We start from the raw sequence: 26,449 nt of genomic DNA, 5'->3' as shown, positions 1-26,449 counted from the left end.
GCTCCAGGGCGTTCGTTGAACCGGGTTAACCATACGATCAATGCATGGCGCAGGCTATGACCGTGGCGCGAACCCGGCTGTTCCTCAGGTGCCGATGAAAAACGCTGGCCGCTGCGCAAGGCTGGACCATACTTGCAGCACACGGCAAGAGGACGGGGTCATGCAGCGTAGCGATGTGTTGATCATCGGCGCCGGCCCGACGGGGTTGGTGCTGGCGCTATGGCTGAGCAAACTGGGGGTTCGCGTGCGGATCGTCGACAAGACTTCTGCACCGGGCACCACTTCACGGGCACTGGCGGTGCAGGCGCGCACGCTGGAGCTGTATCGCCAGCTGGACCTGGCCGACGCCATCCTGCGCGACGGTCATCAGGTCGCGGCCGCCAATTTCTGGGTAAAAGGCCAGCCCGTGGCGCGCCTGCCGTTGAACCGCGTCGGTGAAGGCCTGACGCCCTACGCCTTCCTCGAAATATTCCCGCAGGACGAACACGAACGGCTACTGATCGATCGCCTGCAAACCTTCGGCATCACGGTGGAACGCAACACCGAGCTCGAAGGTTTCGAGCAAACCGATGACGGCATCAGCGCCACGCTGCGCTTGCCCGACGGCCAACAGGAAACCTGCCAGGCCTGCTACCTGGCCGGTTGCGACGGCGCCCGTTCGATCGTTCGCAAGACCCTGGACACCGGTTTTCCAGGCGGCACCTACCAGCAGGTTTTCTACGTCGCCGACGTGCAAGCCAGCGGCCCGGCGTTCAATGGCGAACTGCATGTGGATCTGGATGAGGCAGATTTCCTCGCGGTATTCCCACTGGCTGGCAGCGGCCGAGCACGCTTGATCGGCACCGTGCGCGACGAACGCGCCGAACAGGCGCAAACCCTGCAATTTGACGACGTGAGCAGTCGGGCCATCGAGCATATGCAGGTCAAGGTCGAACAACTGAACTGGTTCTCGACCTACCGCGTGCATCATCGGGTGGCGGATCACTTTCGCAGCGCACGCGCTTTCCTGTTGGGCGACGCCGCCCACGTGCACAGCCCCGCGGGGGGCCAGGGCATGAACACAGGGATTGGCGATGCCATCAACCTGGCCTGGAAACTCGCGGCGGTACTGAGCGGCGGCGCCGAGGCGAAATTGCTCGACTCCTACGAAACCGAGCGCATCGCCTTCGCCCGCAAGCTGGTGGCCACCACCGACCGGGTGTTCACGTTCGTCACCGCCGAGGGGCCCATGGCGGATGTGTTGCGCACGCGGCTGGCGCCCTTGCTGATTCCGAAAATGGCCTCGTTCGAAACCACCCGCGAATTCCTGTTCCGCACCGTGTCGCAAATCACCCTGAACTATCGCGACATGCCCTTGAGCACAGGCGTTGCCGGGCAGGTGCATGGTGGCGACCGCCTGCCCTGGGCGCACGACGGTGAAGGTGACAATTTTGAATCGCTCAAATGCCCGACCTGGCAGGTGCATGTGTATGGCGACACCAGCGACGAGATGATCGCCTGGTGCCACGAGCACCATCTGCCGCTGCATGTGTTCGGCTGGCGCCCGGCATTCGAAACGGCCGGCCTTGGGCGCAACGGGTTCTACCTGCTACGGCCGGATACATACGTGGCGATTGCCGAAACCTGTTCGGACCCGAAGGTGATCGAACGGTATTTTCGCGACCGCGGGATCCGACCGTACTTTGGCGCGCCCTGATTTTAGGTTGGGGTATTTGGATTGGGTGTATATCCGTTGCTGCGGTAACGGCCACCTAGGGTTTCGCCCTTACGGCGAGTCACTTGGAAAAGCCCCAAGTAACCAAGGGCTCTTGCCCCTGGCGTTCGGCCCCTCGCTGGCGCTCGGGGAACCCTCGCTCCGGCCTCTCGATGGGGCAAGAAAATCAAAAGCCAGATCAAGATCAAAAGCCAAAGCGAGGCGGCCTTAAAGCCGACCTGATCGGGAGCCGTGCGCATTGATCGTTCCCACGCTCTGCGTGGGAACGATCATTGGCGGTAACCGGAAAAGTCAGTTCGGCTTTAAGGCCGCCTCGCTTTTGTTTTTGATCTGGGCGCCCCGTTAACCACGATGGCCGAACGCAGGCATTGCGCAGTGGGGAAACCGGCAGGACGCCGGTTTAGCCGCGCTGGGCCAGGGACGGCCCATCGCGGCGACCCACGGAGCAATGCCGGAGTGAGGGCATGCCGAGCCTTAGCGAGGCACCGAGTGGTGGGGCAAAGCCTTTTGCTTACTTTTTGGCGTTTGAAAAAGTGAGTCGCTGTAAGAGCGAAACCATAGGAGGCCGTTACCGCAGCAATGGATATGTACCCCTAGACCGCGTCATCGTTCTTCGCCGGCAAACCTGGCTCCTACAAGGGTTGTGGTTGTTTTCAGATCCCCGCCAGTGCCAGGTCCATCGCAAAATATGTGAAAATCAGATCAGCCCCTGCCCGCTTGATGGCGCCCAGGCTTTCGCGCACCACGCGATCCTCATCGATAGCCCCCGCCTGTGCGGCGAACTTGATCATCGCGTACTCCCCGCTCACCTGATACGCCGACAAGGGCAGGCGCGAGGCTTCGCGAATGTCGCGGATGATGTCGAGGTACGCTCCGGCCGGCTTGACCATCAGCGCATCGGCGCCTTCCTGTTCGTCCAGCAGCGACTCCCTCACCGCCTCACGACGATTCATCGGGTTCATCTGGTAGCTTTTGCGATCGCCCTTGAGCGCGCTGCCGCCAGCTTCGCGGAACGGTCCGTAGAGCGCCGAGGCGAACTTGGTCGAATAGGCCATGATCGCCGTCTGGGTGAACCCGGCGGCATCGAGCGCCCGGCGAATAGCCTGGACCTGCCCGTCCATGGCGGCCGATGGGGCAATCACGTCAGCACCGGCACGGGCAGCAGCCACCGCCTGTTTGCCGAGGTTGAGCAGGGTCTGGTCGTTATCGACCTCAAGGTTGTGCATCACGCCGCAATGCCCGTGGTCGGTGTACTCACAAAAACAGGTATCGGACATCACGATCATTTCCGGCACGGCGTCCTTGGCGATGCGCGACATGCGCGACACCAGGCCATTGTCGTTCCAGGTGTCGCTGCCATTGCTGTCCAGGTGATGGGACACGCCAAAGGTCATCACCGACTTGATCCCGGCACGGGCATATCGCTCGATCTCCCCCGCCAGCTTCGATTCCGGAATGCGCATCACACCGGGCATGCTCTTGATCGGCACGAAATCATCGATTTCTTCTTCGACGAAAATCGGCAGTACCAAGTCGTTCAAGCTGAACTCGGTTTCCTGGAACAGACTGCGCAGGCTTGCATTGCGGCGCAGACGGCGTGGGCGTGCTTCGGGGAACTGACTGGACATGGAGATGCCTCAAAAAACGAAAAACAAGATGAAAGTCGTAGAGGGGGCAAAGCTTATGCCCTGCAAGGTGCAGGGCACAAATCAGCCGGGAGAAATTACCCTTACCGCACCCGCAATAATCGCTCCCGCAGAGGTCGGGTCAATCAAAGGGCCAGCGTGCCGTCGATACAGGTCACCACCGCCCCGCCGATCCAGATTTCCTCCCCCACCTGTTCCACCTGGATGCGCCCCGCGCGGCCCATCGTCAACCCCTGGCTGACCACGTAGCGAGCCGGCGCCAGCCCTTCACCGAGCAGCCATTGGGCAATCCCGGCGTTGAGGCTGCCCGTGGCCGGATCTTCAGGCATACCGTCACCGGAAATGAATGCGCGGACTTCGAACTGCGCTTCATCGCCATCGCGTTCCGCATGCCACGGCGCGATGACACCCACGGCGAGGCCGAGCATGTGCGAATGGTCCGGTCGCAAGTCCAGGACTTGCTGGCGATCCGCGAGCAACACCGCCAGCCAGCCCGCACCGTTATCAACCCATTGCGCGCGGACAATCGCCTGCGGCTCCAGCCCCAAACCCAAGCACACACGCGCCATCAGAGTGGCGTCCACCGGCCCGGTCTTGAGCAGTGGCGGAGCGAGAAACGCCAGCTCCGCGCCCTGCCGACGAACCCGCACCAGGCCGACACCGCACTCCTGGATAATCTCTTCGCCCTTGGGCACACCGCCAGCTTCAAGCCAGGCATGGCAAGTGCCCAGGGTCGGATGTCCGGCAAATGGCAACTCCTTGAGGGTGGTGAATATCCGCACCCGATAATCGGCACGGGGATCCTGCGGTTCCAGGATGAACGTGGTTTCGCTGAGATTGGTCCAGGTCGCGAACGCCGCCATGCGTTCATCGCTCAGCTTGTCGGCAGCAAACACCACCGCCAGCGGATTGCCTTTGAGTGGTACGCGACTGAAGACATCGACTTGCTTGAAATTGAATGAATACATGGCCGTCCCTGGTCCTGATCAGATCAAATCGTTTGGCTTGGGGATTTCCAGCCCGCGCTTGACCGCCGGCCGTGCCAGGAATTTCTCCAGCACCCGCGTGACATTGGGGAAGTTCTGGATGCCGACCAGGTCGCCGGCTTCATAGAAACCGATCAGGTTGCGCACCCACGGGAAGGTCGCGATATCGGCGATGGTATAGCGTTCGCCCATGATCCAGTCGCGCCCTTGCAAGCGTGCATCGAGGACACTGAGCAGGCGTCGGCTTTCCTCGACATAGCGGTCACGCGGACGCTTGTCTTCGTAGTTCTTGCCGGCGAATTTATTGAAGAAACCGAGCTGGCCGAACATCGGGCCAATGCCGCCCATCTGAAACATCAGCCACTGAATGGTCTCGTAGCGCGCCGCCGTTTCCTGGGCCAGCAATTGCCCGCTCTTGTCGGCGAGGTAGATCAGGATCGCCCCGGACTCGAACAGCGGCAACGGCTGGTCGTCCGGACCATGGGGATCGAGAATGGCCGGGATCTTGTTGTTCGGGTTCAGCGACAGGAACTCGGGCGACAGCTGGTCGTTGGTGTCGAAGCCGACGCGATGGGGCTCATAGGGCAGGCCGATCTCTTCGAGCATGATCGAAACCTTGACGCCATTGGGGGTCGGCAAGGAATACAGTTGAATCCACTCAGGGTAGCGTGCCGGCCATTTGCGGGTGATGGGGAACGCAGACAAATCGGTCATGGGAGCCTCCACGAGAAATTGAGAATGCCGATCATAAAGGAGATGACCCGGACTGCGGCGTCTGGCGCCATGATTATCGCTGATGGTCAAGATCAAGCGAGATAACTGTGTTTGTCTACCCGCTCGTGTAGGGTGTCCATAATTTCGCAACATCCTGTCGATAACCTTCGCTGCAACCCGCCAAAGGTTACCGGTAAAGTGCTGCGCTCTCGGCCGGAATCGAACCAAACGGGCTTCAGGGGACTCTGAGTAATGTCCCTTTGATACGGAACGGCTCCACGACATGGAAAACACCCGACGCAGGAAAGTCGCGGTGCAAAGGTTTGTCAGCCTTAACCCAATGCGCTGAAGAATCTTTTATTCAATGATCAATCCCTTGAAATTCACCCGACACTTTAAACATCGTGCGTATTTGCTCCTGCCTGCCTTGCTGGCAGCCAGCACGTTGTTTTTGGTGCTGGAGTCCAGCGAAAGCCGCGCCCAGCCGGTGGATGGCACCCAGACCCTGGTGTTCCTGCGCCATGCGGAAAAGCCCGAGGGCGGCCTGGGCCAGCTCAATTGCCAGGGCTTGAACCGCGCCATCGACCTGGCCACCCTGCTGCCAGAAAAATTCGGCAAGGCCGACTACGTGTTCGCCGCCAACCCGACGCGCAATGTCGAGGAAGGCGAACTGGACAACTCCTACAGCTACATCCGCCCCTTGATGACCATCAGCCCCAGCGCGATCAAGCTCGGTTTGCCGGTGAACATCAACTTCTCGGCCAACGACACCAGTGACCTCGCCGATGAACTGCTCCACGACAAGTACCACAACTCGGTCATCTATACGGCCTGGTCCCACGGCTATCTGCCAGAACTGATCAACAAGGTCGCCGGTGAAGCCGTCGGCAAGAAACAGAAGATCACCGAGGACTGGGAATCGAGCGACTATGACTCGCTGTACGTGCTGACCCTGACCTGGCACAACGGCAAGGCCAGCTTGCAAAGCCATAGCTACAAGCAGGGGCTGGATAACGGGCAGGAGAGTTGCCCGACCTGATTGTGCAGTGCCTGGCATCACTCTTGTAGGAGCGAGCATGCTCGCGATGATCGCCAACGAAAACACTGGCTGTCTGACTTCCCGCGGTGGATGTGCCTCCATCGCGAGCATGCTCGCTCCTACAAACGAAGATCGATGACGACGTGTGGCAGATAAACCGCGGTGCCCGGTTCACCGGCAAGTCGGATCGCCGCACCGCTAGCTCCTACAGGGGCCGGCACCGACACCATCATCCCGGTTGATTGCCCCGCTCGCGCAAATACTCCAACACTGCCCCCCGCTCCCCGGCAAACTCGATCCGCGCCCCTTTCTTCTCCCGCTGAAAGGCATACATCGGGTCGTAATACTCAACCAGCAAGCCCTCGATCCAGCCCCGGTGCAAATCCACCGCACCATTGCGCCCTTGCTCGGCCAAAGCCTCTTCCATCAGGATCAGCATGCGCCGGTGCCGCTCGCCGCCCAGTCGCTTTTGCACATTGTCCAGGCTCGCCAGCAAGCGCTCGGAAAAGAGCGCAAAACCTTCCTCGCCATGCACCGCGATGAACTCGGCACACAGGTCCACCACGTAATCGCGCAGGATTCGCTCGATCCGCCCCTCCAGGCTGTCTTCGAGCCAGACCATCGGGAACTGTTGCATGCCCTGGTACAGCGGCAGTGGCAGTGCACAACTGCCGACCGCGCGGCTTTCGTCTTCCAGCACGAACTGTTCGAAACCGCGGGCACGCTTTTTCAGCACGTCCACGGCCAGGCGGTTTTCGAAGTCGATGTTCGACGGCTGGCCAGTAACGCGCTTGCCGAAACTGGAACCGCGATGGTTGGCATGTCCCTCAAGGTCCAGGCCGTTGTCCAGTTGCGTGAGCAGCTCGGTTTTACCGGTGCCGGTCATGCCGCCCAACAAGACGAAATCGCATTGGGCCACGGCCTGGTCCAGGGTTTCCAGCAAGAAGGTGCGCATGGCCTTGTAGCCGCCGCCTACTCGCGGGTAGTCGATGCCCGCCTCGTCCTTGAGCCATTGCTGGACGATCTGCGAGCGCAGGCCACCACGAAAACAATACAACAGGCCATCAGGATGGGCCCGGGCAAAATCCGCCCAGGCCTGGATGCGCTCGGCCTTGGTGGTGCCGGACACCAACTGATGGCCCAGCTCAACCGCCGCCTGCTGCCCGTGTTGTTTGTAACAGGTACCAATACGCTGCCGTTCGTGATCATTCATCAGCGGCAGGTTGACCACGCCGGGAAACGAGCCCTTGAGAAACTCGACCGGCGCACGAGCGTCCATCATTGGCCGGTCGTTGAGAAAAATGTCGCGGTAATAAGTACAGTCGACGGGCATCACGACACCTCGACCGCGCGGCTCTGTCGCTCGACCAGTTCACCGATTGGCGTCAGGTTCAGTCCCAGTTCGGCGGCGACCGCGAGGAAGCCGGCGTTGCCCTCGGGCGTCACGGCAACCAGCAGGCCACCGCTGGTTTGCGGGTCGCACAGCACGCGCTTGTGCAGCTCCTGGAGGCGCCCGAGCTTGTCGGCGTAGCTGTCGAAATTGCGCAATGTGCCACCCGGCACACAGCCCTGGTCGATGTAATACTCGACGCCCGGCAAGCGTGGCACCCGTTCATAGTCGATGCGGGCGGTGAGGCCGCTGCCATCGGCCATTTCCACCAGGTGCCCAAGCAGGCCGAAACCGGTGACATCGGTCATCGCGGTAACGCCGTCCAGCTTGCCAAAACGGCTGCCGGGTTTGTTCAGTGTGCACATCCAGTCGCGGGCCAGGCCCACATCGGCGCTGCGCAATTTGCCCTGCTTTTCGGCCGTGGTAAGCACGCCGATGCCCAGGGGCTTGGTCAGGTACAACAGGCAGCCGGCCGTGGCCGTGTCGTTGCGCTTCATATGACGTTTTTGCACCAGCCCGGTGACAGCCAGGCCGAAGATCGGCTCCGGTGCGTCGATCGAATGCCCGCCCGCCAAGGGAATCCCGGCCTCATCGCACACCGAGCGCCCGCCGCGGATCACTTCCCGGGCAATCTCTGGCGCCAGCACATTGACCGGCCAGCCAAGGATCGCGATCGCCATCAATGGATCGCCCCCCATGGCGTAGATATCGCTGATGGCATTGGTGGCGGCAATGCGGCCAAAATCGAAAGGATCATCGACGATCGGCATGAAAAAGTCGGTGGTCGACACCACGCCACGTTCCTCATCGATGGAGTAAACCGCCGCGTCATCACGCGAGGCATTGCCGACCCACAGTTTCGGATCAAGATTCTGCGCCCCGCTGCCGGCCAGAATCACTTCCAGCACCTGGGGGGAAATCTTGCAGCCACAACCAGCGCCGTGGCTGTATTGGGTCAGGCGGATCGGCTCGCTCATGGGGGCACCTCTTGGGATCAATGGGGCCGATTCTACCAGAGCCGCCACTGCCCAAGTGGGCGCCGCCTGCCGGAATGCGCGGATGACATGCACCGTCGGACAATCCGAATGAATTTTCCCAGCGCTCAACGATCCCTCTATGTACAACAGGGAGGAACAAAGGCTCTATGAACAACGCAAAACTGTTCGTCATTGAATACACTCTTCATGGCGTCCCCAAGTCGTTCATCATCCGTCTGGACAAAATGGACAACGCGGAGGCCTGGCATTGGGCAAGCTGCGACGCGGGGGTTGGACGCATCCCTCGCTTTGGCCGTGAAAAAGTGCAAAAGACCAGCAAACCGATGGCAGAAAAATTCGGCGTGGAGAACGTCAAGTGGCGCCCGGCCGGCTAGCCGGGCAGCGATCAGGATTGGGGGGAAGAAAATGACTTCGACACTCGTCAGCAGCCCTGCACATCTGGACTACGGTCTGGATACGTTGTTCGGCCGCGTCACCCGCAGCACCGAATGCCGGGTCGGCCTGGAACAGGTCGAAGGTGATCCGACGCGCTTTGCAGTGAGAGTCCCGGCGCCCTTGCCGGAAGATCTGGAGCAGGCCAAGACGGTGGTGGTCAGGGTCGATGGTCGACGCCTGGCGGGCACCGTGCGCCACAGCGAACGGCAGGATGACGACAGCCTGAAACTGGAAGTGGAGCCCGACTAGGCCCCACGTTCCTGTGCACAAGGGTCAGTGCGCACACTTGCAGCCTTGATGGGCGCACTCTTCGCCGTGCTCGTGGTGCTTGGCACAGGCTTCACAGCAGTAATGCTTGCCGTGACGCACGACAGGATGTTCACCGAGCTTGCAGTTGCACTTCGGACAGTCACAGATGCTTTTTTCATCGGTCATGGCGCAGACTCCTTTGGCAGTGGTCGTCGGCGGGCTGGATGAGCAGCCCGTTGTACCAGTGTAGGAGTTGATCAGGAGGCAGGCCGCCTCAAGCGTTCAACCCGTTACCCGACTGCTGCGATACATCAATACCAGGGCCAGGCCCAATAGCACCATCGCCAGCACCCGACTCCCCGACAACTCGATCGCCGGATTGCCCAGCCAGCCGAAATTATCGATCAGCATCCCCATCCCCAGTTGCCCGACGATCACCGCCACCGTCGCCACCGCCGTGCCCACCCGTGGCACCGCCCCCACCATCACCATCATGTAGACCACACCGAACAGCGCCCCGCCGAGCTGCCACTTCGGCACGTCCAGCAGGCTCACGGCGTGAGCCGGTTCGAAAAATACGATCAGTAACCCGGTCAGCACCGTCCCCACCACGAAAGTGAGCAAACTGCTGCGCAACACGCCAACCGTTTCACCCAGGCGCCCGTTGATCGCCGCCTGCACGCTCAGGATCGCACCGGCCGCCACGACCAGCGCCAACAAAATAATCAGACTCATCATCAACCCCGTGCAATCAGGACAAGTGCCGCGACAATCAGCAGCAAGGCCAGCCAGCGCTCAGCGTTGACTTTCTTGCGGGTGGTACCGAACCAGCCGAAATGGTCGATCAGCACACTTTTGCCGACCTGCCCGGACAGGATCGCGATCATCGTCATCGCAATGCCGATGTGCGGTGTGGCCAGCGTCAGCACCACGACATAGACCGGCCCGAGAAAACCGCCGATCAATTGCCAGCGCGGTAATTGGCTCAGCGCCGGGCCCTGTTGCGGGCCGCTGAGCAGCAACAGGAAAAACAGAATTGCCGAGCCGACGCCAAAAATACTCAAGGTCGCCCATAAATGACCGACCTGAATGCCCAACGGCCCCAGCAACCCGGCCTCCACGGACAGGCCCATGCCCGCCAGGATCACCAGGGGCAGCAGCAACAGGCGCAGCCCTGGCCGAGCGGTCGGCGTTGCAACGGCAGCGACGCTGTCGAGAGAAGAAGACTGCACGGTAAAACTCCGTTCAAGGAAACATGACGCGCATTATCGATTGTCACTGCTGTGCGATAAATGGGAGCATCTGGACAACACTTTTGCGCAACGCGCACAGCAGGACTAACGATGCACGGCCTCAACGAACTGGGTTTCAAGGCACTCCGGCTATTTGTCGCGGTGCTCGACCACGGCAGCTTTTCCGAAGTCGCCCGCCGCGAGGGCGTGGCGCCCTCTTCGATTTCCCGCCAGATCCAGTTGATGGAACAGGCCCTGAACCAGCAATTGCTTTACCGCCACACGCGCGCCGTCACGCCGACCGAGGCCGGACGGCTGCTGGGGGAACACGCGCGATTGGTACTGGTACAACTGGAGGAAGCCGAACAGGCCCTGCAGGAACAGCAAAGCGAGCCGAGCGGACTGGTGCGGATCAACGCGCCGGTGGTGTTCGGCCAGCGGCATCTGACCCCGTGGCTGGGGCAGTTGTGCGCGCGTTATCCGAAACTGCAACTGGATATCCAGCAGACCGACAGCTACGTCGCCCCCCTGCAGGAAGGCGCCGACCTGCTGTTTCGCATCGGCCCCCTGCACGACTCAAGCATGCAGGGGCGAATACTGGCACCACAGCGCTTTCAGGTCGCGGCGAGCCCGGCGTACCTGCAACGCTACGGCACGCCGCGACACCCTGACGATCTCGCCGCCCATCAATGCCTGGCCTACAACGGGGTGGCAGGCCTGCAACGCTGGTTTTTCCGCAAAGGCCAGCTGCCATGGACCCCCTACGCGGTGAAAGGGCCGATCACCGGCAACCACGCCGACACCCTGACCCAGGCCGCCGTGCAGGGCCTGGGGCTGGTGATGTTTCCATCATGGTTGATCGGCGAGGCGGTGCGCAACGGCACGCTGGTGCCGGTGCTGGGGGACTACCAGGTCTCCAACAGCCTTGAGCCGCAGCAGATCGCCGTGCTCTGGCCCGGCAGCCGCCGCCTGTCGGTGAAGGTCAGGACGGTGATCGACTTCTTTGTCGAATGCTTTGGCGAAGTCCCCTATTGGGATCTGTAGGAGCCGGCTTGCTGGCGAGGCGATGCGATGCGATGGGTGAAATCAGAGCACCATCGCCGCGATCCAGCCAAACACCAGCAATGGCAGGTTGTAGTGCAGGAAAGTCGGGACCACGGTGTCCCAGATGTGGTGATGCTGACCGTCGATGTTCAGGCCAGAGGTCGGGCCCAGGGTCGAATCCGACGCCGGCGATCCGGCGTCGCCCAATGCACCTGCGGTCCCGATGATAGACACGATGGCAATCGGGCTGAAGCCCAGCTGCACGCACAAGGGCACGAATATCACCGCCAGGATCGGCACGGTGGAAAATGACGAACCAATCCCCATGGTCACCAATAACCCGACCAGCAACATCAGCAAGGCACCGACGGCCTTGCTGTGGCCGATCCACGAGGCCGAGGTCTCGACCAGCGTCTGCACCTGCCCGGTGGCCTTGATCACTTCGCCAAAACCGGAAGCGGCAATCATGATGAAACCAATCATCGCCATCATCTTCATGCCTTCGGTGAACAGGTCATCGGTGTCGCGCCACTTGACGATGCCCGACACCGAAAAAATCAGGAAGCCCAGCAACGCGCCAATGATCATCGAATCAAGCAGCAACTGAGTGATGAATGCCGCGGCAATCGCCACGCCAGCGACAATCAGGCTCAGGGGGTTGTACTGCACCGCGACCTGCTCGACCTGCTCGATCTTTGCCAGGTCGTAGACGCGCTTCTTGCGGTAACTGACAAACGCGATCAGCAGGCCCACGAACATGCCCAGTGCCGGGATACCCATGGCATGGGTCACGTTGATGCCGCTGATATCGACGCCACTGCGGGCGACGTTGGCCAGCAGGATTTCATTGAGGAAAATGTTGCCAAAGCCCACCGGCAAGAACATGTACGGGGTGATCAGGCCGAAGGTCATGACGCAGGCGATCAATCGACGATCCAGTTGCAGCCGGGTCAACACATACAGCAGCGGCGGCACCAGCAACGGAATGAACGCGATGTGAATCGGCAGGATGTTCTGGGAAGCGATGGCCACGATCCACAACAGGCCGATCAGCAGCCATTTGACCTGGCCACCGCTACTGGCATGCTGCCGGTCGACCATCGCCAAGGCCCTGTCCGCCAAGGCATGGGCCAGTCCGGATTTGGCAATCGCCACCGCAAACGCGCCGAGCAACGCATAGGACAATGCCACCGTCGCCCCACCGCCCAGGCCGCTGTTGAACGCCTTGAGCGTCGCGTCGATGCCAAGGCCACCGGTCAGCCCCCCCACCAGCGCCCCCACGATCAGAGCGATAACCACATGCACGCGGGACAGGCTGAGTATCAGCATGATGCCGACCGCGGCAATTACTGCATTCATTGTCGTTACCTCTGGGCAAGCGAAAAGAGTCCGGCCGGCAGTCTGCGAGCGCCGTCTACGGATAAAGGAATGGGTTTTATTAGAGGGCGCGCACTTTGCCGGACGGCTGCCGCCTTGTCAAAGCCAACACTGCACCTGTAGGAGCAGCCTAAGGCCGCGATCTTTTGATCTTCAGCGCCTTCAAGGAGGTTGAAAGTCAAAAGATCGCAGCCTTCGGCAGTTCCTACAGGGGATAATTCGATATTTGTGGGGCGGCGTAAAGAAAGGCCGATCGCGGCCGTTACAGAGCAAAGTCGCAGATATTTATCGAATAAGGACGCGTCCATGTCGCTCAGACAACTTTCCATCCAATGGAAAATCACCCTGTTGGCCGGGTTGTGCCTGGCGGGCATCGTGACCCTGCTGGTGGGTCTTTCGCTGTACCGCATGGAGCATAGCTCCGCACTGGTGAAAGCCTCGAGCATGGAGATGCTGACCGAAGCCGCCCAGGCCCGGATCGAGTCCCAGGGTGAAAACCAGGCGCTGATGATCCGCCAGCAGTTCATGGACGCTTATCAGTATGGCCACGGTTTTTCACGCCAGGTGCTGTTTCTGCGCGACCAGGCGGAAAAACGCTTCCTCGATGCCTTCGACCTGCGCGAAGACCTGACCCGCCAGGTCAAGTCGGCCCTGCAAGCCAACCCCGAGCTGCTGGGCCTATCGCTGGTGTTCGAACCCAACGCACTGGACGGCAAGGACGATCTGTTCAGCGGCCAGGCCGAACTGGGGAGCAACGACAAGGGCCGTTTCGCCCTCTATTGGTCGCAACCGACACCGGGCAAGGTGACGTCCATGGCGCTGCCCGAAAGCGACATCGCCGACACGCGCACCGGCCCCAGCGGCGAACCGGCCAACGCCTGGTTCACCTGCCCGCGCATCCGCCTCGCACCCTGCGTGATCGAGCCGTACTTCTATATGATCGACGGCCAGAACGTGCTGATGACCAGCATCGTTTTCCCGTTGATGGTCAATGGCAAGGTCATCGCCTCGCTATCGGTGGACATCAACCTCAACAGCCTGCAGGCGATCAGCCAGAGCGCAAGCCAGAAGCTCTATGACGGCCAGACCAGCGTCAGCATCGTCAGCCCGGCCGGTCTGCTCGCCGGTTACAGCCTGGATGCCAGCAAACTCAGTCAGCGCCTGGAAGCGGTGGACACCACCACCGGCGCCGAACTGATGCGCATGCTCACCACCAACAGCAAGACCGCCAGCCTGCACAGCCATCAGCAATTGAAAGTGCTGGCGCCGTTCCAGCCGATTCCCGGTGGCAAAGCCTGGGGCGTGCTGCTCGATGTGCCGGAAAAAGTCCTCGTCGGCCCGGCCGAGGCCCTGAAAAAACAACTGGATGACAGCAACACCGCGGGCACGCTGACCGAACTCGGCCTGGGCATCCTCGCGGCGCTGATCGGCTTGCTGCTGGTTTGGCTGATGGCACGTAGCGTGACCCGGCCAATTCTCGGCGTGGCGCACATGCTCCAGGACATCGCCAGTGGCGAAGGTGACCTGACCCGCCGCCTGGCCTATGACAAGCAGGATGAGCTGGGGCAATTGGCCGGCTGGTTCAACCGTTTCCTCGACAAGCTGCAACCGATCATTGCCGAGGTCAAGCGCTCGGTACAGGACGCCCGCGGCACGGCGGACCAGTCGTCCGCCATTGCCACCCAGACCAGCGCCGGCATGGAGCAGCAATACCGCCAGGTGGACCAGGTGGCGACCGCCTCCCACGAAATGAGTGCCACCGCCCAGGACGTCGCCCGCAGCGCCGCCCAAGCGGCACAGGCGGCACGGGATGCCGATCAGGCCACCCGCCAGGGCCTGACCGTGATCGACCGCACCACCACCAGCATCGACAACCTCGCCGCCGACATGAGCGCGGCAATGGTCCAGGTCGAAGGCCTGGCGGCCAACAGCGAGAAAATCGGTTCGGTCCTGGAAGTAATTCGCGCCATTGCCGAACAGACCAACCTGCTGGCCCTCAATGCCGCCATCGAAGCCGCCCGTGCCGGTGAAGCCGGGCGCGGTTTTGCCGTGGTGGCCGACGAAGTGCGCAACCTGGCGCGCCGCACCCAGGAATCGGTCGAAGAAACCCGCCTGGTGATCGAACAACTGCAAAGCGGCACCCAGGACGTGGTCGGCTCGATGGGCAACAGCCACCGCCAGGCCCAGGACAGTGTCGAACAGGTTGGCCAGGCCGTGACGGCGCTGCAGCAGATCGGTGACGCGGTCACCGTGATCAGCGACATGAACCTGCAAATCGCCAGCGCCGCCGAAGAGCAAAGCGCCGTGGCCGAGGAAATCAACCACAACGTGGCGACCATCCGCGACGTCACCGAATCGCTGTCGGGGCAAGCCAATGAGTCGGCGCGGGTAAGCCAGTCGCTCAATCGCCTGGCCAATCAACAGCAGAGCCTGATGGACCAGTTCCGCGTCTAAACCATACGCTAATCAAATGTGGGAGCGGGCTTGCTCGCGAACGCGGTGCGTCAGTCAACATTAATATCGACTGACACACCGCGTTCGCGAGCAAGCCCGCTCCCACAGGTTTATCTGTCGTACATGAGATTGCAGCACAACCGGTCAGTTGCTTTGAACCTGCGCGGCGTTTCGGTATCGAATCTACCGATACCGCGCCCCACCATTCAAACAGCCGTTTCGCGGTTGTTGCCACTGGGGCCGTCGATACACCTACATGCCCTTGAGTGGCTGTCAGCGCTCGGGTAATGTCATCAGACCCATAGGACAGAGCACGCCCATGACTTCCAAGCTGGAACAACTCAAACAGATGACCACTGTTGTTGCCGATACCGGCGACTTCGAAGCAATCGCTCGCGTCAAACCCGTGGACGCCACCACCAACCCGTCGCTGCTGCTCAAGGCGGCGTCGATTCCCGCTTATGCCGAATTGCTGAACGCCTGCGTCAGCGACTGCAAGGGCGATGTAGGCCTGGCCAGCGACCGTTTTGGCGTCGCGGTGGGGCAGGAAATCCTCAAGGTGATTCCTGGCCGCATTTCCACCGAAGTGGATGCACGCCTGTCGTTCGACACGGACGCCGTCTTGAAGCGTGCGCATCGTCTGATCGAGCTGTACGAAAACGCCGGCATCGGCCGTGACCGGGTGCTGATCAAGATCGCCTCCACCTGGGAGGGCATCCGCGCTGCCGAGATCCTGGAAAAGGAAGGCATCCAGACCAACCTGACCCTGCTGTTCTCGTTCGCCCAGGCCGCTGCCTGTGCCGACGCCGGGGTATTCCTGATTTCGCCGTTCGTGGGCCGCATCTACGACTGGTACAAGAAAGCCACCGGTAACGACTTCGTCGGCGCGGACGATCCCGGCGTGCAGTCGGTGACCCGCATCTACAACTATTACAAGGCCAATGACTACAAGACAGTGGTCATGGGCGCAAGCTTCCGCAATCTTGGCCAGATCGAGCAACTGGCCGGCTGCGACCGCCTGACCATCAGCCCCGACCTGATCGACAAGCTGGCGGCAGACACCGGCAAGCTGGAGCGCAAACTCGCACCGGGCAATGCCGGTGAAGCACGCCTGAACCTCAATGAAGCGCAATTCCGCTGGCTATCCAACGAGGACGCCATGGCGACCGAGAAACTGGCCGAGGGCATTCGCCAGTTCGCCCGTGACCAGGAGAAGCTGGAGGCGTTGTTGCAGGCCAAGCTGTGATCTGAATCGGCGAATTGCAAAAAGGGCGAACCTTGGTGGGTTCGCCCTTTTTTATGTTTGTGAAGACTTCTGAGTAATGGGTGACTTTCAGGCCGCCATCGCTGGCAAGCCAGCTCCTACAGGGACTCTGGCTCGTTCGAAAATGTAGACTTGGCGCAAGACCCTGTGGGAGCGGGCTTGCTCGCGAAGAGGCCGGCCCGGCTAAACATTCTTTATGGAATCAATGCCGCTCCAGCGCATTCACCAGGTCATGAAAGGCTTCACGATTGGAGTCGTTCAGCCCCATGAGGATCTTGTGCGCTTCCAGCACCTTGATCCGCACCACTTCTTCCGACTGATCCTGATCAGGCAGGTCGTCCAGGCATTCCGGGCATGGCACTGGCTGGTCGACGATGTTGAACACCTGCTCGAACCCCATCGACTGCAACAGACGGGTGATGTCTTCGTGGGTGGTGACCACGGTCGGCAGCAGCCCGACCTTCTGCCGCGACAGGATCGACAATTTGGCCAACAGGCCCAAAGTCGTGCTGTCGATGCTGCGGGTCTCGGTCAGGTCGATCACGATCGCGTTGAAATTCAACGCGGTGAAGATCCGATCAATAGTCGCATCCAACGCCGAACACAGGGTCAGGCGAACTTCACCGACGAATTTCAGGACAAAGGTGCCGTCCTGTTCGGCGAACTGGATTCTACCGGTACTCATCAAAGATTCCTGCTCAACACCAACAGGGCGATATCATCCGGCATCTCCCCTAGCGTGGCCAATCCAAAAACCTGCCGCAGGCCATCCAGGCTGCCGCCCGCCGCCTTGACCCGTTCGGGCAACGCAGCTTCTTTTTCTTTGAGTGTGGGTTCTGGCAAAAGGTCCAGAATGCCATCTGACATCAGCGTCAGGCTGAACGTCGGCGGCAACTCCAGCACGTGATCTTCGTAGGTGGCTTCATTGAAGAGGCCTACCGGCAGACCACGCCCTTGCAGATAACTGACACTGTCGGGTGTGTACAACACAGGCAACGGCAAATGACCACCGATGCTATAGGTCAACAAACCTGTCTCCTCGTCGATGACTCCACCGACCATTGTGACGTGTTTGCCCAGCTTACAACTGATCAGGCCCCGGTTGATATGCCCAAGCACCTCAGACGGCTTGAATTCCGGCAAGGTACCGCTGCGCTTGGACTCGAACAACAGGCGCGTGGTCATGAATTTCAACAGCACCGTGACAAAGGCTGAAGAAGCACCGTGCCCGGAAACATCCGCCAGGTAGAACGCCACGCGGCGCTCGTCGACCCGGAAATAGTCGACAAAATCCCCCGACAGGTACAGCGACGGGATGATCTGGTGGGCAAACTTGAAGTCGTTGATGGCCCAGGGGCTGACCGGCAGCATGTTCATCTGCACCTGGCGACCGGCGTTCTGGTCTTCCTGGAGCAGGTTCAGGCTGGCGGCGAGCTCGCGGTTGGCCTTCTCCAGCTTCTCGCGATAGCGCTGGTTTTCCATCAGCAGGCGCGCACGATCCAGGGCCCGACGCACCGAGTGCTCAAGCACGGCCAGATCTTCGAGAGGCTTGATCAGGTAATCCGCAGCGCCCAGGCGCAAGGCCTCGACCGCATCGTTCATTACGCCGGCGCCCGACACCACGATCACCGGCGTTTGCGGCGAAAGCTCGGTGACCTGGCGGATGAGTTCGAGTCCGCCCATCTGTGGCATGCGCAGATCGCAGATGACCAAGTCGGGCTTGTCTTGCTCGAATACCTGAAGACCCTGCTGACCGTTGCTGGCCTGCAGGACGCTGAAACCACTGTCTTCCAAATAGGCCGCGAGGCTCGCGCGCACTACCTCGTCATCATCGATTATCAGCAGCGTGGCACTGGTTTTTGGCATGTGGGCAAACGGCGCCAGAATTAGGTTGGCGTAGCGGCGCGGATTTTGGCCCGGCTCTGACTACTGGATTCGCTTTCTAGCCTCTCTTGCGCACTGTTTTCGAGCATTTACCCGATCTACGCGTACACCAGAGGTGCCCTTCTAAGGCGCAGACGGTACTCCCATCCGCGAGGCGTTTCAAGCTCACGCCGATGGTCGCTTGGCGCCGGCACTTTTGAAATCACCGGGAGTTATAAGAACCGTCCTGACCGAAACCCAATGAAAGGTCCTGGCGAACGACAAAAATGCAGAAGGCGGCTCGATGGCCGCCTTCTTTTTACCGCTGTGGATCAGAAATCGTCTTCGACCTGACCATCCTTCACCTTGAATTCGCGGTTCTGCAGATAGGCGTTGCGGATGAACGTGTACTTGTCGCCCGTAATCAACTTCTCGGAGGACAGCAGGTCCGCCCGGGTATCGACGATGTTCAGGCCGAAGATCGAATTACGCACCGGCACGTCGTTGATGTACGGATAAGGACCGGTGTAGCTGTCGACGAACTTGGATGGCGCATCACGCACGGTACTAGGCCCCAGGAGCGGCAGCATCACATAAGGCCCGCTGCCCATGCCCCAGTAACCGAGGGTCTGGCCAAAGTCTTCGTCGTTGCGGTGCAGCCCCATGTGGGTACCCACGTCGAAGAAACCCAGCAAGCCGAAAGTGGTGTTGAAGATCAGTCGCGCGGTGTCGACACCCGCGGCGGTGGGTTTGGCCTGCAGGATATCGTTGGCGAGGTTGGTCACGTCGCCGACGTTGCGGAACATGTTGTGGATGCCATCTTCAAGAAACTGCGGTGTCACGAACTGATAGCCCTGGGCCAGAGGCTTGAGGGCATAGGTGTCGACGAAGTCGTTGAACTTGAAGATCGGACGGTTGATGCCTTCCCAAGGATCATCTTCCGAGGCTGCCTGCGCAGCAAACGGAATCAGCAGCGCACCGGCGCATACACAAAGCCGAGCGAGAGGATTGCTCCAACGCATAAAAAAACTCCTTGGACTATACCGTCGCCGGACGCTTGGCCCGGCGCAAAGGCTGCCAGTATAAGACGATTCGGCCACTTTAGGCAGCATGGGGCCCGTCCCCGCGCACGATCTTGGCAGAATGCGAGCAATTCACAACAGTGTCACTCAACTGTCACCGTCGCCCTCTAGCCTTGAGACTATTTCAGGGACGTTGATATGCCGCACGCCGAAACCACCCCGCAAAATGCGCCGAACCTGACTGCCGTGCTGTTCGGGCTGAGTGGCTGCCTGGTGGATTTCGGTGCCCGCACGCGCCTTCAGGGCAACCCAGGCACTGATCACGCACAAGCCACCCCCGGCGCCCTGGACAGCCTGATCAGCCTGCAGCGCCAGCAAATCCCCTGCGCCTGGCTTGATGAGCTCTCCCCCGCCATCAGCCAGGCATTGGCCGGCGGCCTGCCGCAATGGATAAGACCTTCGCAATACGCTGAAACAATCAAACCCTGGCCGGCGCCCGATGCGTGTTGGCAAGCCTTGATGGCGCTGGACATCGAAAGACTCGATGGCTGCGTGCTGGTCAGCGGCGAACCACGACTGCTGCAATCGGGACTCAATGCCGGCTTGTGGACCATCGGCCTGGCGTCCTGTGGCTCGCTCTGCGGGCTTTCGCCCGAGCAATGGCAGGCATTGTCCGCGCAGGAGCGCGACATCAAGCGCAGCAAGGCAACGGTGCAGCTGTTCGGCCTGGGCGTGCATTCGGTAATCGATCACCTTGGTGAACTCGACACCTGCCTGGCCGACATCAGCTTGCGTCGGCTCAAGGGCGAAAAGCCCTGATTCAGATCATGCAGGTTACGCGCGGGTGGATTAATCTAAAGGTAAGCCATAGACCTTTGGCGCGCCGTCGCGGTCTATGCCAGTGCCTATCGATAAAAGGAAGAACGCCATGTCTGCCCGCGAACTGCAAGAACAGCTCAATGCCCTGCGCGAGCAATTGGAACAGAATCCTCCGCTGACCGACGCAGAGCGTGACGACCTGCGCGAACTGATGCAGAAGATCGAATTTGAGCTGGAGCTCGAAACCAAGACACAGGACTCGAGCCTCGCCGATAACGTCAACCTGGCTGTCGATCGCTTCGAACTCGAACACCCGACCCTCGCCAGCACGCTGCGCCAGATTGGCACGGCCCTGCACAGCATGGGAATCTGAACCAAACGCAGAAATCCCCTGCAGGAGCGAGCATGCTCGCGATGGAGGTCAACGATAACGCGGGAAACCTCATGCCCCGCGTTGCCCTCTGGTTTTTCGCGAGCATGCTCGCTCCTACACAATGAATCGTTACTGACGGACCAGGCGATGGTTCGGCAGCTGCACCTCTTCGGTACTGCGATACGGATTGATATCCAGCCCACCCCGCCGCACATAACGCGCATACACCGTCAATTTCTCCGGTTTCAGCAACCGCTGCAGATCAAGGAAAATCCGCTCCACGCACTGCTCATGGAAGTCCGAGTGCTGGCGGAAGCTGACGATGTATTCCAGCAGGCTTGCGTGATCCAGCGCCGCGCCACGGTACTCCACCGCCACGCTGCCCCAGTCCGGCTGACTGGTCACCGGGCAATTGGATTTGAGCAAATGGCTGTGCACGCTCTCCTCGACAATGCGCGACTCATCGCAACGCAGCAGTTCCGGGCGCGGGTGCTCGTAGTTGCTGACGCTGATGTCCAGATCGTCAATGCACACGCCGGGCAACGTCACCACGCCTTCGGCCTCGACCTCTTTCAGGCTACGGATGCGCACGCCCACAGGCTTGCCGGCCGCGGCCGACAGGTCCTTGGCCAGGGTCGCTTCAAGGCTCGCGGTGTCGGCGAACGGCGTCTGGTTCAAGGAGTTGAGGTAGAGCTTGAACGACTTCGACTCGATGATGTTCGGCGAATCCGCCGGGATGCTGAACTCGCCGATCGCCACCACCGGCTTGCCCGATGGCAACAACCACGACAGTTCGAAGCAATTCCAGAAATCCACGCCCTTGTACGGCAGTGTCTGAGCCGTCAGGCCGAGCTCGGCCCACTTCGCGGTACGCGGGATCGGGAACAGCAGGGACGGCGTGTAAGTGGCGATGTATTCGCTGGATTTGCCCAGCGGCGAGTGTTCGGCTGCGGGATGCATGGCGGAAACCTGACTGAAGAATCAGCGGATTCTACCAGCCTTTGCCGCAGCCTTTGAGTGCTTACTGACTGACAGTCAACTTGCCCACCATGCCGGCCTGGTAATGACCGGGGATGTTGCAGGCAAATTCCAGACTGGTGGCCTTGCTGAAGGTCCAGGTCAGCTCGGCGGTTTTGCCAGGCGCCACCAGCACGCTATTGGGGTCGTCGTGCTGCATGGCATGCCCCATTCCGGCCATGGCGCCGTGGTCCATTGCCTTCATGCCGGTAGGCGTAAGCATGCCGCTCTGTTGCATCTGCAACATTTCCTGTTGGTGCCGGGCATGCATCGCTGCATCGCCGAGGTTGAATTCGTGCAGCAACTGGCCTTTATTCACCAGCACGATACGCACGGTCTCCCCTGCCTTGATCTCGATAGACTTGGGGGTGAATGTCATGTCAGCCATGACCACCTCCACGCTACGGGTCGCCTTGGCTGCCGGGGCCGGTTGACCAAAATCATAGGTAACCTCTGGAGCCGCCCAAACCGGCGAACCCAGTGCCAACAGACAGCTGGCCAGCAACACGGATTTACGCAAAAACATCGAAGTACTCCAACAAGATTAAGGTTCAGCCTGTGGAAAACTCTAAACTGTCACCGCTGCCCTTTACCTGACAGCCAAATTACAACTTTGTCAGCAAGGCCCGCAGCCTCGTCGCCCACGGTATAACGCTGTCGTTCCATTTAGCCCGAGTCGCCCATGAAACTGCTGATCGTCGAAGACCAACCGAAAACCGGCCATTACCTGCGCCAGGGCCTGACCGAGGCCGGGTTCAATACGGAACTGGTGGCCGACGGCAGCACTGGCCAGCAACTGGCGTTGAGTGGCGACTATGCCCTGCTGATTCTCGATGTGATGCTGCCCGGCCGCGACGGCTGGCAGATCCTGCAAGCGGTGCGCAGCGCCGGCCTCGACACGCCAGTGCTGTTCCTGACCGCCCGGGACGCCGTCGAGGACCGGGTTTATGGCCTGGAACTGGGCGCCGACGATTACCTGGTCAAGCCATTCGCCTTCTCCGAATTGCTCGCCCGGGTCCGCAGCCTTTTGCGCCGTGGCAGCAGCACGCCCCAGGAAACCAGCCTGCAACTGGCCGACTTGCGCCTGGACCTGATCCGCCGCCGGGTCGAGCGCGGCGGCCAGCGCATCGACCTGACCGCAAAGGAGTTCGCCCTGCTGGAAATGCTTCTGCGCCGCCAGGGCGAAGTCCTGCCCAAATCGCTGATCGCGTCCCAGGTCTGGGACATGAATTTCGACAGCGACACCAACGTCATCGAAGTCGCGATCCGCCGCTTGCGCTTGAAGATCGACGACGAGTTCCCGAACAAACTGATCCATACCGTGCGCGGCATGGGCTATGTGCTCGAAGAGCGCCAGTGCTGATGCGCCGGCTGTCCTTGAGCGCTCGCCTGGCCCTGTTATTCGCCGCATGCACCGCCGTGGTCTCGCTGTTCGCCGGCGTGCTGTTCAGCCGCGCCAGCGAGGCGCACTTCATCGAGCTTGACCAGCAGTTGCTCGAGGACAAGCTGATTGGCTTGCGACGGGCATTGCCGGACATTCAATCAAGCCAGCGTGACGCCCGGCTGGTCGACGAGTTGAGCCGGCAGGCCGATCTTTCACTGCGCATCAGTGGCAGCGATGGCCGCCGCTGGTATGACAGCTCCTCCAACCTGCCGCAGACCTTGCCGCGCCAGCCCGGACTGTCCACGGTGAGCCACGAGGGCACCGACTACCGCGTGCTGAACGCACCGCTGTACCCCGACACACCCGATTCGCCGCAATTGAGCCTGCTGCTGGACATCACCCATCACCAGCATTTCCTGCAGCGCATGCAACACCTGATCTGGCTGACCGTCGGCCTGTCCGCCCTGGCCACCGCCCTGCTCGGTGCCTGGGCCGCACGCAGTGGGCTGCGACCGTTACGCCGCATGAGCGCAGTCGCCAGTGGTGTCTCGGCGCAATCGCTCAACGCACGCCTGCCGGAAGAAGACATGCCGCCGGAGCTGGCGGAAATGGCCCACCATTTCAACGCCATGCTCGGGCGTCTCGACGACTCCTTCCAGCGCCTGTCGGCGTTCTCCGCCGACATTGCCCATGAACTTCGCACCCCGCTGTCAAACCTGCTGACCCACACCCAGGTCACCCTCACCCGCCCTCGTCCCCTCGAGGATTACCGCGAAGCGCTGCACAGCAACCTCGAGGAGCTGCAATGGATGGCGCAACTGGTCAACGACATGCTTTACCTGGCCAAGGCCGACCACGGGCTGTTGATGCCCAAGCGCGAACCGTTGGAGCCGGCAGAGGAAGTGGACCTGTTGCTGGAGTTTTTTGCGCCCCTGGCCGAAGACGCGCGAGTGACGTTGAGCCGTGATGGCGATGCCCGCCTGCAAGGCGATCGCAACATGTTGCGCCGGGCGCTGTCCAACTTGCTGGACAATGCGTTGCGCTTTACCCCGGCCGGGGGTGAGGTTCGGGTGCGGATCAACGACCAGGCCAAAAGCTTGAGCCTGTCGGTGGAAAACAGCGGTGAAGGAATTCCGGCAGATCTGCTGCCACGCCTGTTCGATCGCTTCTACCGCGCAGACCCGGCGCGCCATGAAGGCAGCAGCGAGCATGCGGGATTGGGGTTGGCGATTACCCAGTCGATTGTCCGCGCCCATGGTGGGCAGATTCGTTGTGAATCGGAAAATGGGTGGACCAGATTTGTGATCGAGTTACCAAGGGAACAATAGGCCAGCAGGTCCGACCCCTTCGCGAGCAAGCCCGCTCCCACATTGGATCTGCGGCGTTCACAAATCCCCTGTGGGAGCGGGCTTGCTCGCGAAAGCGGTTTCGGTTACGAATATCTCAACGCGGTAGCCGGCTCGACCTTCGCCGCCCGCCACGCCGGGTAAACCGTGGCCAAGAAGCTCATGACAAACCCCGCCGTGCAGATCAGGGCCACGTCCGCGCCCTGCAACTCAGAGGGTAGGTTGCTGACGAAATACACGTCGGAACTGAAGATGTGCTGGCCACTGACCCGCTCTACCCAGCCGACCATGGCGCTGACGTTCAACGCCGCAATCACGCCCAACACCCCACCGATCAATGTGCCGACAACCCCGATCACCGTACCCTGCACGATGAAGATCGCCATGATCTGCCGTGGCGTGGCGCCGATGGTGCGCAAAATCGCGATGTCCGCACCCTTGTCGTTCACCACCATGATCAAGGTCGCGATGATGTTGAACGCGGCCACCGCGACAATCATCAGCAGCAACAGGCCAATCATGGTTTTTTCCATCTTCATGGCGCTGAACAGGCTGCCTTGGGTGTGGGTCCAGTCGTCAGCCTTGTAGGCTGCGCCGAGGGCGTTTGCGATGTCGCCCGACACTTGCGGCGCCGCGTACATGTCCTTCACCGCCAGGCGCACGCTCTGCACCTGATTCGGCTCCCAGTGCTGCATTTGCGCAGCATCGGCGAGGTGGATCAGCGCCATCGAACCGTCCAGTTCGGCACCGACCTTGAACACGCCGACCACGTTCAGCCGTTGCATGCGCGGGGTGATACCGCCCGGCGCGTTGCTGACTTCCGGCACGATCAGGGTGATCTTGTCGCCCACGTTCAAGCGAAAACGGCGCGCGGTGATTTCGCCGATCACCACACCGAACTCACCCGGTTTCAGGGCATCCAGCCGCCCCTGGACGATGTGCTTGGCGACGATCGACACCTGGCCTTCCAGCGCCGGGTCGACGCCACTGACCTGGATCGGCTGCATGGTGCCCTTGTAGGACAGCATGCCTTCCATCTCGGTGAACGGCACGGCGGCGGTCACTTGCGGATTTTTCATCGCGGCGGCGGCCACCGGCTGCCAATCGTCGATCGGATTAACGCCGACGATGGTCGCATGCGGCACCATGCCGAGGATGCGCGAGCTCATTTCGCGCTGGAAGCCGTTCATCACCGACAGCACCACGATCATCGCCAGCACGCCCAGGGCGAGGCCGATCATCGAGGTCATCGAGATGAAGGAAACGAAGCGATTGCGGCGCTTGGCGCGGGTATAGCGCGTGCCGATAAAGATCGATAACGGTCTGAACATTGGCTGGGGCACCGTATAAAAATAAAAGACCCGACAGACTTTTCAGTGCCGTCGGGTTTCAACCCGTCAGATAGGCGTCAGGCAACCTTCCTGCAAATGCAGGACGCGGTCCATCTGGCGAGCCAGGTTCATGTCGTGGGTTACCACCAGGAACGCCGTGCGCATCGAAGTGCTGAGTTCCAGCATCAAGTCCTGGATACCCTGGGCGGTGTGGGCGTCGAGGTTGCCGGTCGGCTCGTCGAGCATCACCAGGCCGGGGTTGTTCACCAGGGCGCGGGCAATGGCCACGCGCTGGCGTTCGCCACCGGACAGCTCGGCCGGCTTGTGCTCCAGGCGATGGCCCAGGCCGACCCGCTCCAGCAACGCCGTGGCACGCTTGCGCGCCTCGGGAATCGCGGTCTTGCCGATCAACAGCGGCATGCAGACGTTTTCCAGGGCAGTGAATTCCGGCAGCAGGTGGTGAAACTGGTACACGAAGCCCAGGGCACGGTTACGCAGCAGGCCGCGCTTCTTTTCGCTCAGCGCCGACAGTTCTTCACCGTCGAGCCAGACGCTGCCCTTGGTCGGCGTATCGAGGCCGCCCAGCAGGTTGAGCAAGGTACTCTTGCCCGAGCCCGACTTGCCGACGATCGCCACACGCTCGCCCGGGTGCAACTCCAGTTGCAGGCCCGCCAACACTTCCACTGACTCCGGGCCTTCCTCGTAGGATTTGCCCAGGCTGCGGCAGCTCAAGATTGCTTTATCACTCATGC

Annotated in this window: 27 protein-coding genes and 1 pseudogene; 12 read left to right on the top strand and 16 right to left on the bottom strand. The window is 61.0% G+C overall.

The annotated features are described in order from the left end of the window. The first annotated feature begins 40 nt into the window (after window positions 1–40). Window positions 41–1,696, top strand: a complete 1,656-nt coding sequence (locus CGA21_RS24870) for an FAD-dependent oxidoreductase (RefSeq protein WP_411157088.1) — start codon at window positions 41–43, stop codon at window positions 1,694–1,696. Window positions 1,697–2,367: 671 nt separating this feature from the next. On the opposite strand, the gene hemB is transcribed toward CGA21_RS24870, so the two are convergent. The 3 genes from hemB to CGA21_RS24855 all read right to left on the bottom strand — a co-directional run bounded on the left by hemB (window position 2,368) and on the right by CGA21_RS24855 (window position 5,060). Continuing rightward, complete coding sequence (gene hemB / locus CGA21_RS24865) at window positions 2,368–3,342, bottom strand: porphobilinogen synthase (RefSeq protein ID WP_020799433.1); 975 nt, start codon at window positions 3,340–3,342, stop codon at window positions 2,368–2,370. A gap of 143 nt (window positions 3,343–3,485) precedes the next feature. Continuing rightward, entirely contained in the window at window positions 3,486–4,328 is an 843-nt protein-coding gene (locus tag CGA21_RS24860) for a PhzF family phenazine biosynthesis protein (RefSeq protein WP_188265251.1), read from the bottom strand. Between the two features lie 18 nt (window positions 4,329–4,346). Continuing rightward, window positions 4,347–5,060, bottom strand: coding sequence for a glutathione binding-like protein (locus CGA21_RS24855; protein ID WP_188265250.1), 714 nt, complete (start codon window positions 5,058–5,060; stop codon window positions 4,347–4,349). A 364-nt stretch (window positions 5,061–5,424) separates the two neighbouring features. Here CGA21_RS24855 and CGA21_RS24850 point away from each other — a divergent pair, with 364 nt between their 5' ends. After that, window positions 5,425–6,099, top strand: a complete 675-nt coding sequence (locus tag CGA21_RS24850; RefSeq protein ID WP_020799436.1) for a hypothetical protein — start codon at window positions 5,425–5,427, stop codon at window positions 6,097–6,099. A gap of 229 nt (window positions 6,100–6,328) precedes the next feature. On the opposite strand, the gene mnmH is transcribed toward CGA21_RS24850, so the two are convergent. Further along, window positions 6,329–7,432: a tRNA 2-selenouridine(34) synthase MnmH gene (gene mnmH / locus CGA21_RS24845; protein ID WP_188265249.1), complete on the bottom strand. Its 1,104-nt coding sequence runs from the start codon at window positions 7,430–7,432 to the stop codon at window positions 6,329–6,331. Continuing rightward, window positions 7,432–8,466 carry a selenide, water dikinase SelD gene (gene selD / locus CGA21_RS24840; protein ID WP_033045187.1) on the bottom strand — a complete coding sequence of 345 codons (1,035 nt, stop codon included), beginning with the start codon at window positions 8,464–8,466 and terminating at the stop codon, window positions 7,432–7,434. The genes mnmH and selD overlap by 1 nt, the downstream gene beginning before the upstream one ends. A 167-nt stretch (window positions 8,467–8,633) precedes the next feature. Here selD and CGA21_RS24835 point away from each other — a divergent pair, with 167 nt between their 5' ends. Both CGA21_RS24835 and CGA21_RS24830 read left to right on the top strand, forming a co-directional pair. Beyond that, the gene (locus CGA21_RS24835; protein ID WP_020799440.1) at window positions 8,634–8,861 is read left to right on the top strand and encodes a DUF6555 family protein; all 228 of its coding nucleotides are present in this window, start codon (window positions 8,634–8,636) and stop codon (window positions 8,859–8,861) included. A gap of 31 nt (window positions 8,862–8,892) precedes the next feature. After that, complete coding sequence (locus tag CGA21_RS24830) at window positions 8,893–9,171, top strand: hypothetical protein (RefSeq protein WP_020799441.1); 279 nt, start codon at window positions 8,893–8,895, stop codon at window positions 9,169–9,171. A 24-nt stretch (window positions 9,172–9,195) separates the two neighbouring features. Here the strand turns inward: CGA21_RS24830 and CGA21_RS24825 are convergent, their stop codons facing one another. The 3 genes from CGA21_RS24825 to CGA21_RS24815 all read right to left on the bottom strand — a co-directional run bounded on the left by CGA21_RS24825 (window position 9,196) and on the right by CGA21_RS24815 (window position 10,403). Then, on the bottom strand, window positions 9,196–9,357 hold the full coding sequence (locus CGA21_RS24825) for a Prokaryotic metallothionein (protein WP_020799442.1): 162 nt from the start codon (window positions 9,355–9,357) through the stop codon (window positions 9,196–9,198). Between the two features lie 96 nt (window positions 9,358–9,453). Further along, window positions 9,454–9,909 carry a DMT family transporter gene (locus CGA21_RS24820; protein WP_188265248.1) on the bottom strand — a complete coding sequence of 152 codons (456 nt, stop codon included), beginning with the start codon at window positions 9,907–9,909 and terminating at the stop codon, window positions 9,454–9,456. Then, window positions 9,909–10,403, bottom strand: coding sequence for a DMT family transporter (locus CGA21_RS24815; protein WP_020799444.1), 495 nt, complete (start codon window positions 10,401–10,403; stop codon window positions 9,909–9,911). Before CGA21_RS24815 ends, CGA21_RS24820 begins: the two co-directional genes overlap by 1 nt. Window positions 10,404–10,514: 111 nt before the next feature. On the opposite strand from CGA21_RS24815, the gene CGA21_RS24810 reads away from it, so the two are divergent. Further along, window positions 10,515–11,447, top strand: a complete 933-nt coding sequence (locus CGA21_RS24810) for a LysR family transcriptional regulator (RefSeq protein WP_188265247.1) — start codon at window positions 10,515–10,517, stop codon at window positions 11,445–11,447. Window positions 11,448–11,489: 42 nt separating this feature from the next. Here CGA21_RS24810 and CGA21_RS24805 read toward each other — a convergent pair whose 3' ends face one another. Then, window positions 11,490–12,806, bottom strand: a complete 1,317-nt coding sequence (locus CGA21_RS24805) for a Na+/H+ antiporter family protein (RefSeq protein ID WP_188265246.1) — start codon at window positions 12,804–12,806, stop codon at window positions 11,490–11,492. A gap of 324 nt (window positions 12,807–13,130) precedes the next feature. On the opposite strand from CGA21_RS24805, the pseudogene CGA21_RS30480 reads away from it, so the two are divergent. The 3 genes and pseudogenes from CGA21_RS30480 to tal all read left to right on the top strand — a co-directional run. Continuing rightward, window positions 13,131–14,420 (top strand): annotated as a pseudogene (locus tag CGA21_RS30480) (HAMP domain-containing protein); the annotation flags it as partial. Between the two features lie 102 nt (window positions 14,421–14,522). Then, a complete protein-coding gene (locus CGA21_RS30475) occupies window positions 14,523–15,278 on the top strand; it encodes a methyl-accepting chemotaxis protein (RefSeq protein WP_404821803.1) in 756 nt (251 codons plus the stop codon). A 319-nt stretch (window positions 15,279–15,597) separates the two neighbouring features. Then, window positions 15,598–16,524: a transaldolase gene (tal, locus tag CGA21_RS24795; RefSeq protein WP_020798472.1), complete on the top strand. Its 927-nt coding sequence runs from the start codon at window positions 15,598–15,600 to the stop codon at window positions 16,522–16,524. Between the two features lie 220 nt (window positions 16,525–16,744). Here the strand turns inward: tal and rssC are convergent, their stop codons facing one another. The 3 genes from rssC to CGA21_RS24780 all read right to left on the bottom strand — a co-directional run bounded on the left by rssC (window position 16,745) and on the right by CGA21_RS24780 (window position 19,427). Then, window positions 16,745–17,227 (bottom strand): anti-sigma factor antagonist RssC, encoded by a 483-nt coding sequence (rssC, locus tag CGA21_RS24790; protein WP_020798473.1) that lies wholly within the window; start codon window positions 17,225–17,227, stop codon window positions 16,745–16,747. After that, complete coding sequence (rssB, locus tag CGA21_RS24785) at window positions 17,227–18,408, bottom strand: two-component system response regulator RssB (protein ID WP_020798474.1); 1,182 nt, start codon at window positions 18,406–18,408, stop codon at window positions 17,227–17,229. The genes rssC and rssB overlap by 1 nt, the downstream gene beginning before the upstream one ends. 329 nt (window positions 18,409–18,737) lie before the next feature. Continuing rightward, a complete protein-coding gene (locus CGA21_RS24780) occupies window positions 18,738–19,427 on the bottom strand; it encodes a VacJ family lipoprotein (protein ID WP_188265244.1) in 690 nt (229 codons plus the stop codon). A gap of 198 nt (window positions 19,428–19,625) precedes the next feature. On the opposite strand from CGA21_RS24780, the gene CGA21_RS24775 reads away from it, so the two are divergent. After that, the gene (locus CGA21_RS24775) at window positions 19,626–20,246 is read left to right on the top strand and encodes a hypothetical protein (RefSeq protein ID WP_020798476.1); all 621 of its coding nucleotides are present in this window, start codon (window positions 19,626–19,628) and stop codon (window positions 20,244–20,246) included. A gap of 109 nt (window positions 20,247–20,355) precedes the next feature. Further along, complete coding sequence (locus tag CGA21_RS24770) at window positions 20,356–20,619, top strand: DUF4404 family protein (protein WP_020798477.1); 264 nt, start codon at window positions 20,356–20,358, stop codon at window positions 20,617–20,619. A gap of 129 nt (window positions 20,620–20,748) precedes the next feature. Here CGA21_RS24770 and queF read toward each other — a convergent pair whose 3' ends face one another. Together queF and CGA21_RS24760 are read right to left on the bottom strand one after the other, a co-directional pair. Further along, the gene (gene queF / locus CGA21_RS24765) at window positions 20,749–21,579 is read right to left on the bottom strand and encodes an NADPH-dependent 7-cyano-7-deazaguanine reductase QueF (protein ID WP_188265243.1); all 831 of its coding nucleotides are present in this window, start codon (window positions 21,577–21,579) and stop codon (window positions 20,749–20,751) included. Window positions 21,580–21,640: 61 nt separating this feature from the next. Next, window positions 21,641–22,162, bottom strand: coding sequence for a plastocyanin/azurin family copper-binding protein (locus CGA21_RS24760; protein WP_188265242.1), 522 nt, complete (start codon window positions 22,160–22,162; stop codon window positions 21,641–21,643). A gap of 156 nt (window positions 22,163–22,318) precedes the next feature. Here CGA21_RS24760 and CGA21_RS24755 point away from each other — a divergent pair, with 156 nt between their 5' ends. Both CGA21_RS24755 and CGA21_RS24750 read left to right on the top strand, forming a co-directional pair. Next, window positions 22,319–22,999, top strand: a complete 681-nt coding sequence (locus CGA21_RS24755; protein WP_020798480.1) for a heavy metal response regulator transcription factor — start codon at window positions 22,319–22,321, stop codon at window positions 22,997–22,999. Continuing rightward, window positions 22,999–24,348, top strand: coding sequence for a heavy metal sensor histidine kinase (locus CGA21_RS24750; protein ID WP_188265241.1), 1,350 nt, complete (start codon window positions 22,999–23,001; stop codon window positions 24,346–24,348). Before CGA21_RS24755 ends, CGA21_RS24750 begins: the two co-directional genes overlap by 1 nt. 104 nt (window positions 24,349–24,452) lie before the next feature. Here the strand turns inward: CGA21_RS24750 and CGA21_RS24745 are convergent, their stop codons facing one another. Next, window positions 24,453–25,697: a lipoprotein-releasing ABC transporter permease subunit gene (locus CGA21_RS24745; RefSeq protein WP_033039795.1), complete on the bottom strand. Its 1,245-nt coding sequence runs from the start codon at window positions 25,695–25,697 to the stop codon at window positions 24,453–24,455. Window positions 25,698–25,763: 66 nt separating this feature from the next. Next, window positions 25,764–26,447, bottom strand: a complete 684-nt coding sequence (gene lolD / locus CGA21_RS24740; RefSeq protein WP_168757547.1) for a lipoprotein-releasing ABC transporter ATP-binding protein LolD — start codon at window positions 26,445–26,447, stop codon at window positions 25,764–25,766. Window positions 26,448–26,449 lie beyond the last annotated feature (2 nt).

The organism is Pseudomonas sp. PSB11, assembly GCF_014596605.1.
GTDB lineage: Bacteria > Pseudomonadota > Gammaproteobacteria > Pseudomonadales > Pseudomonadaceae > Aquipseudomonas > Aquipseudomonas umsongensis.
The sequence above is the reverse complement of the archived record's forward strand: the minus strand, read 5'-3'. Positions and strand labels throughout refer to the sequence as shown.

What these genes read in the sequence shown, in the direction of transcription:
- CGA21_RS24870 (WP_411157088.1), top strand. Translation starts at nt 41, where the DNA reads ATGCATGGCGCAGGCTATGACCGTGGCGCGAACCCGGCTGTTCCTCAG.
- hemB (WP_020799433.1), bottom strand. Translation starts at nt 3,342, where the DNA reads ATGTCCAGTCAGTTCCCCGAAGCACGCCCACGCCGTCTGCGCCGCAAT.
- CGA21_RS24860 (WP_188265251.1), bottom strand. Translation starts at nt 4,328, where the DNA reads ATGTATTCATTCAATTTCAAGCAAGTCGATGTCTTCAGTCGCGTACCA.
- CGA21_RS24855 (WP_188265250.1), bottom strand. Translation starts at nt 5,060, where the DNA reads ATGACCGATTTGTCTGCGTTCCCCATCACCCGCAAATGGCCGGCACGC.
- CGA21_RS24850 (WP_020799436.1), top strand. Translation starts at nt 5,425, where the DNA reads ATGATCAATCCCTTGAAATTCACCCGACACTTTAAACATCGTGCGTAT.
- mnmH (WP_188265249.1), bottom strand. Translation starts at nt 7,432, where the DNA reads ATGCCCGTCGACTGTACTTATTACCGCGACATTTTTCTCAACGACCGG.
- selD (WP_033045187.1), bottom strand. Translation starts at nt 8,466, where the DNA reads ATGAGCGAGCCGATCCGCCTGACCCAATACAGCCACGGCGCTGGTTGT.
- CGA21_RS24835 (WP_020799440.1), top strand. Translation starts at nt 8,634, where the DNA reads ATGAACAACGCAAAACTGTTCGTCATTGAATACACTCTTCATGGCGTC.
- CGA21_RS24830 (WP_020799441.1), top strand. Translation starts at nt 8,893, where the DNA reads ATGACTTCGACACTCGTCAGCAGCCCTGCACATCTGGACTACGGTCTG.
- CGA21_RS24825 (WP_020799442.1), bottom strand. Translation starts at nt 9,357, where the DNA reads ATGACCGATGAAAAAAGCATCTGTGACTGTCCGAAGTGCAACTGCAAG.
- CGA21_RS24820 (WP_188265248.1), bottom strand. Translation starts at nt 9,909, where the DNA reads ATGATGAGTCTGATTATTTTGTTGGCGCTGGTCGTGGCGGCCGGTGCG.
- CGA21_RS24810 (WP_188265247.1), top strand. Translation starts at nt 10,515, where the DNA reads ATGCACGGCCTCAACGAACTGGGTTTCAAGGCACTCCGGCTATTTGTC.
- CGA21_RS24805 (WP_188265246.1), bottom strand. Translation starts at nt 12,806, where the DNA reads ATGAATGCAGTAATTGCCGCGGTCGGCATCATGCTGATACTCAGCCTG.
- CGA21_RS30475 (WP_404821803.1), top strand. Translation starts at nt 14,523, where the DNA reads ATGGAGCAGCAATACCGCCAGGTGGACCAGGTGGCGACCGCCTCCCAC.
- tal (WP_020798472.1), top strand. Translation starts at nt 15,598, where the DNA reads ATGACTTCCAAGCTGGAACAACTCAAACAGATGACCACTGTTGTTGCC.
- rssC (WP_020798473.1), bottom strand. Translation starts at nt 17,227, where the DNA reads ATGAGTACCGGTAGAATCCAGTTCGCCGAACAGGACGGCACCTTTGTC.
- rssB (WP_020798474.1), bottom strand. Translation starts at nt 18,408, where the DNA reads ATGCCAAAAACCAGTGCCACGCTGCTGATAATCGATGATGACGAGGTA.
- CGA21_RS24780 (WP_188265244.1), bottom strand. Translation starts at nt 19,427, where the DNA reads ATGCGTTGGAGCAATCCTCTCGCTCGGCTTTGTGTATGCGCCGGTGCG.
- CGA21_RS24775 (WP_020798476.1), top strand. Translation starts at nt 19,626, where the DNA reads ATGCCGCACGCCGAAACCACCCCGCAAAATGCGCCGAACCTGACTGCC.
- CGA21_RS24770 (WP_020798477.1), top strand. Translation starts at nt 20,356, where the DNA reads ATGTCTGCCCGCGAACTGCAAGAACAGCTCAATGCCCTGCGCGAGCAA.
- queF (WP_188265243.1), bottom strand. Translation starts at nt 21,579, where the DNA reads ATGCATCCCGCAGCCGAACACTCGCCGCTGGGCAAATCCAGCGAATAC.
- CGA21_RS24760 (WP_188265242.1), bottom strand. Translation starts at nt 22,162, where the DNA reads ATGTTTTTGCGTAAATCCGTGTTGCTGGCCAGCTGTCTGTTGGCACTG.
- CGA21_RS24755 (WP_020798480.1), top strand. Translation starts at nt 22,319, where the DNA reads ATGAAACTGCTGATCGTCGAAGACCAACCGAAAACCGGCCATTACCTG.
- CGA21_RS24750 (WP_188265241.1), top strand. Translation starts at nt 22,999, where the DNA reads ATGCGCCGGCTGTCCTTGAGCGCTCGCCTGGCCCTGTTATTCGCCGCA.
- CGA21_RS24745 (WP_033039795.1), bottom strand. Translation starts at nt 25,697, where the DNA reads ATGTTCAGACCGTTATCGATCTTTATCGGCACGCGCTATACCCGCGCC.
- lolD (WP_168757547.1), bottom strand. Translation starts at nt 26,447, where the DNA reads ATGAGTGATAAAGCAATCTTGAGCTGCCGCAGCCTGGGCAAATCCTAC.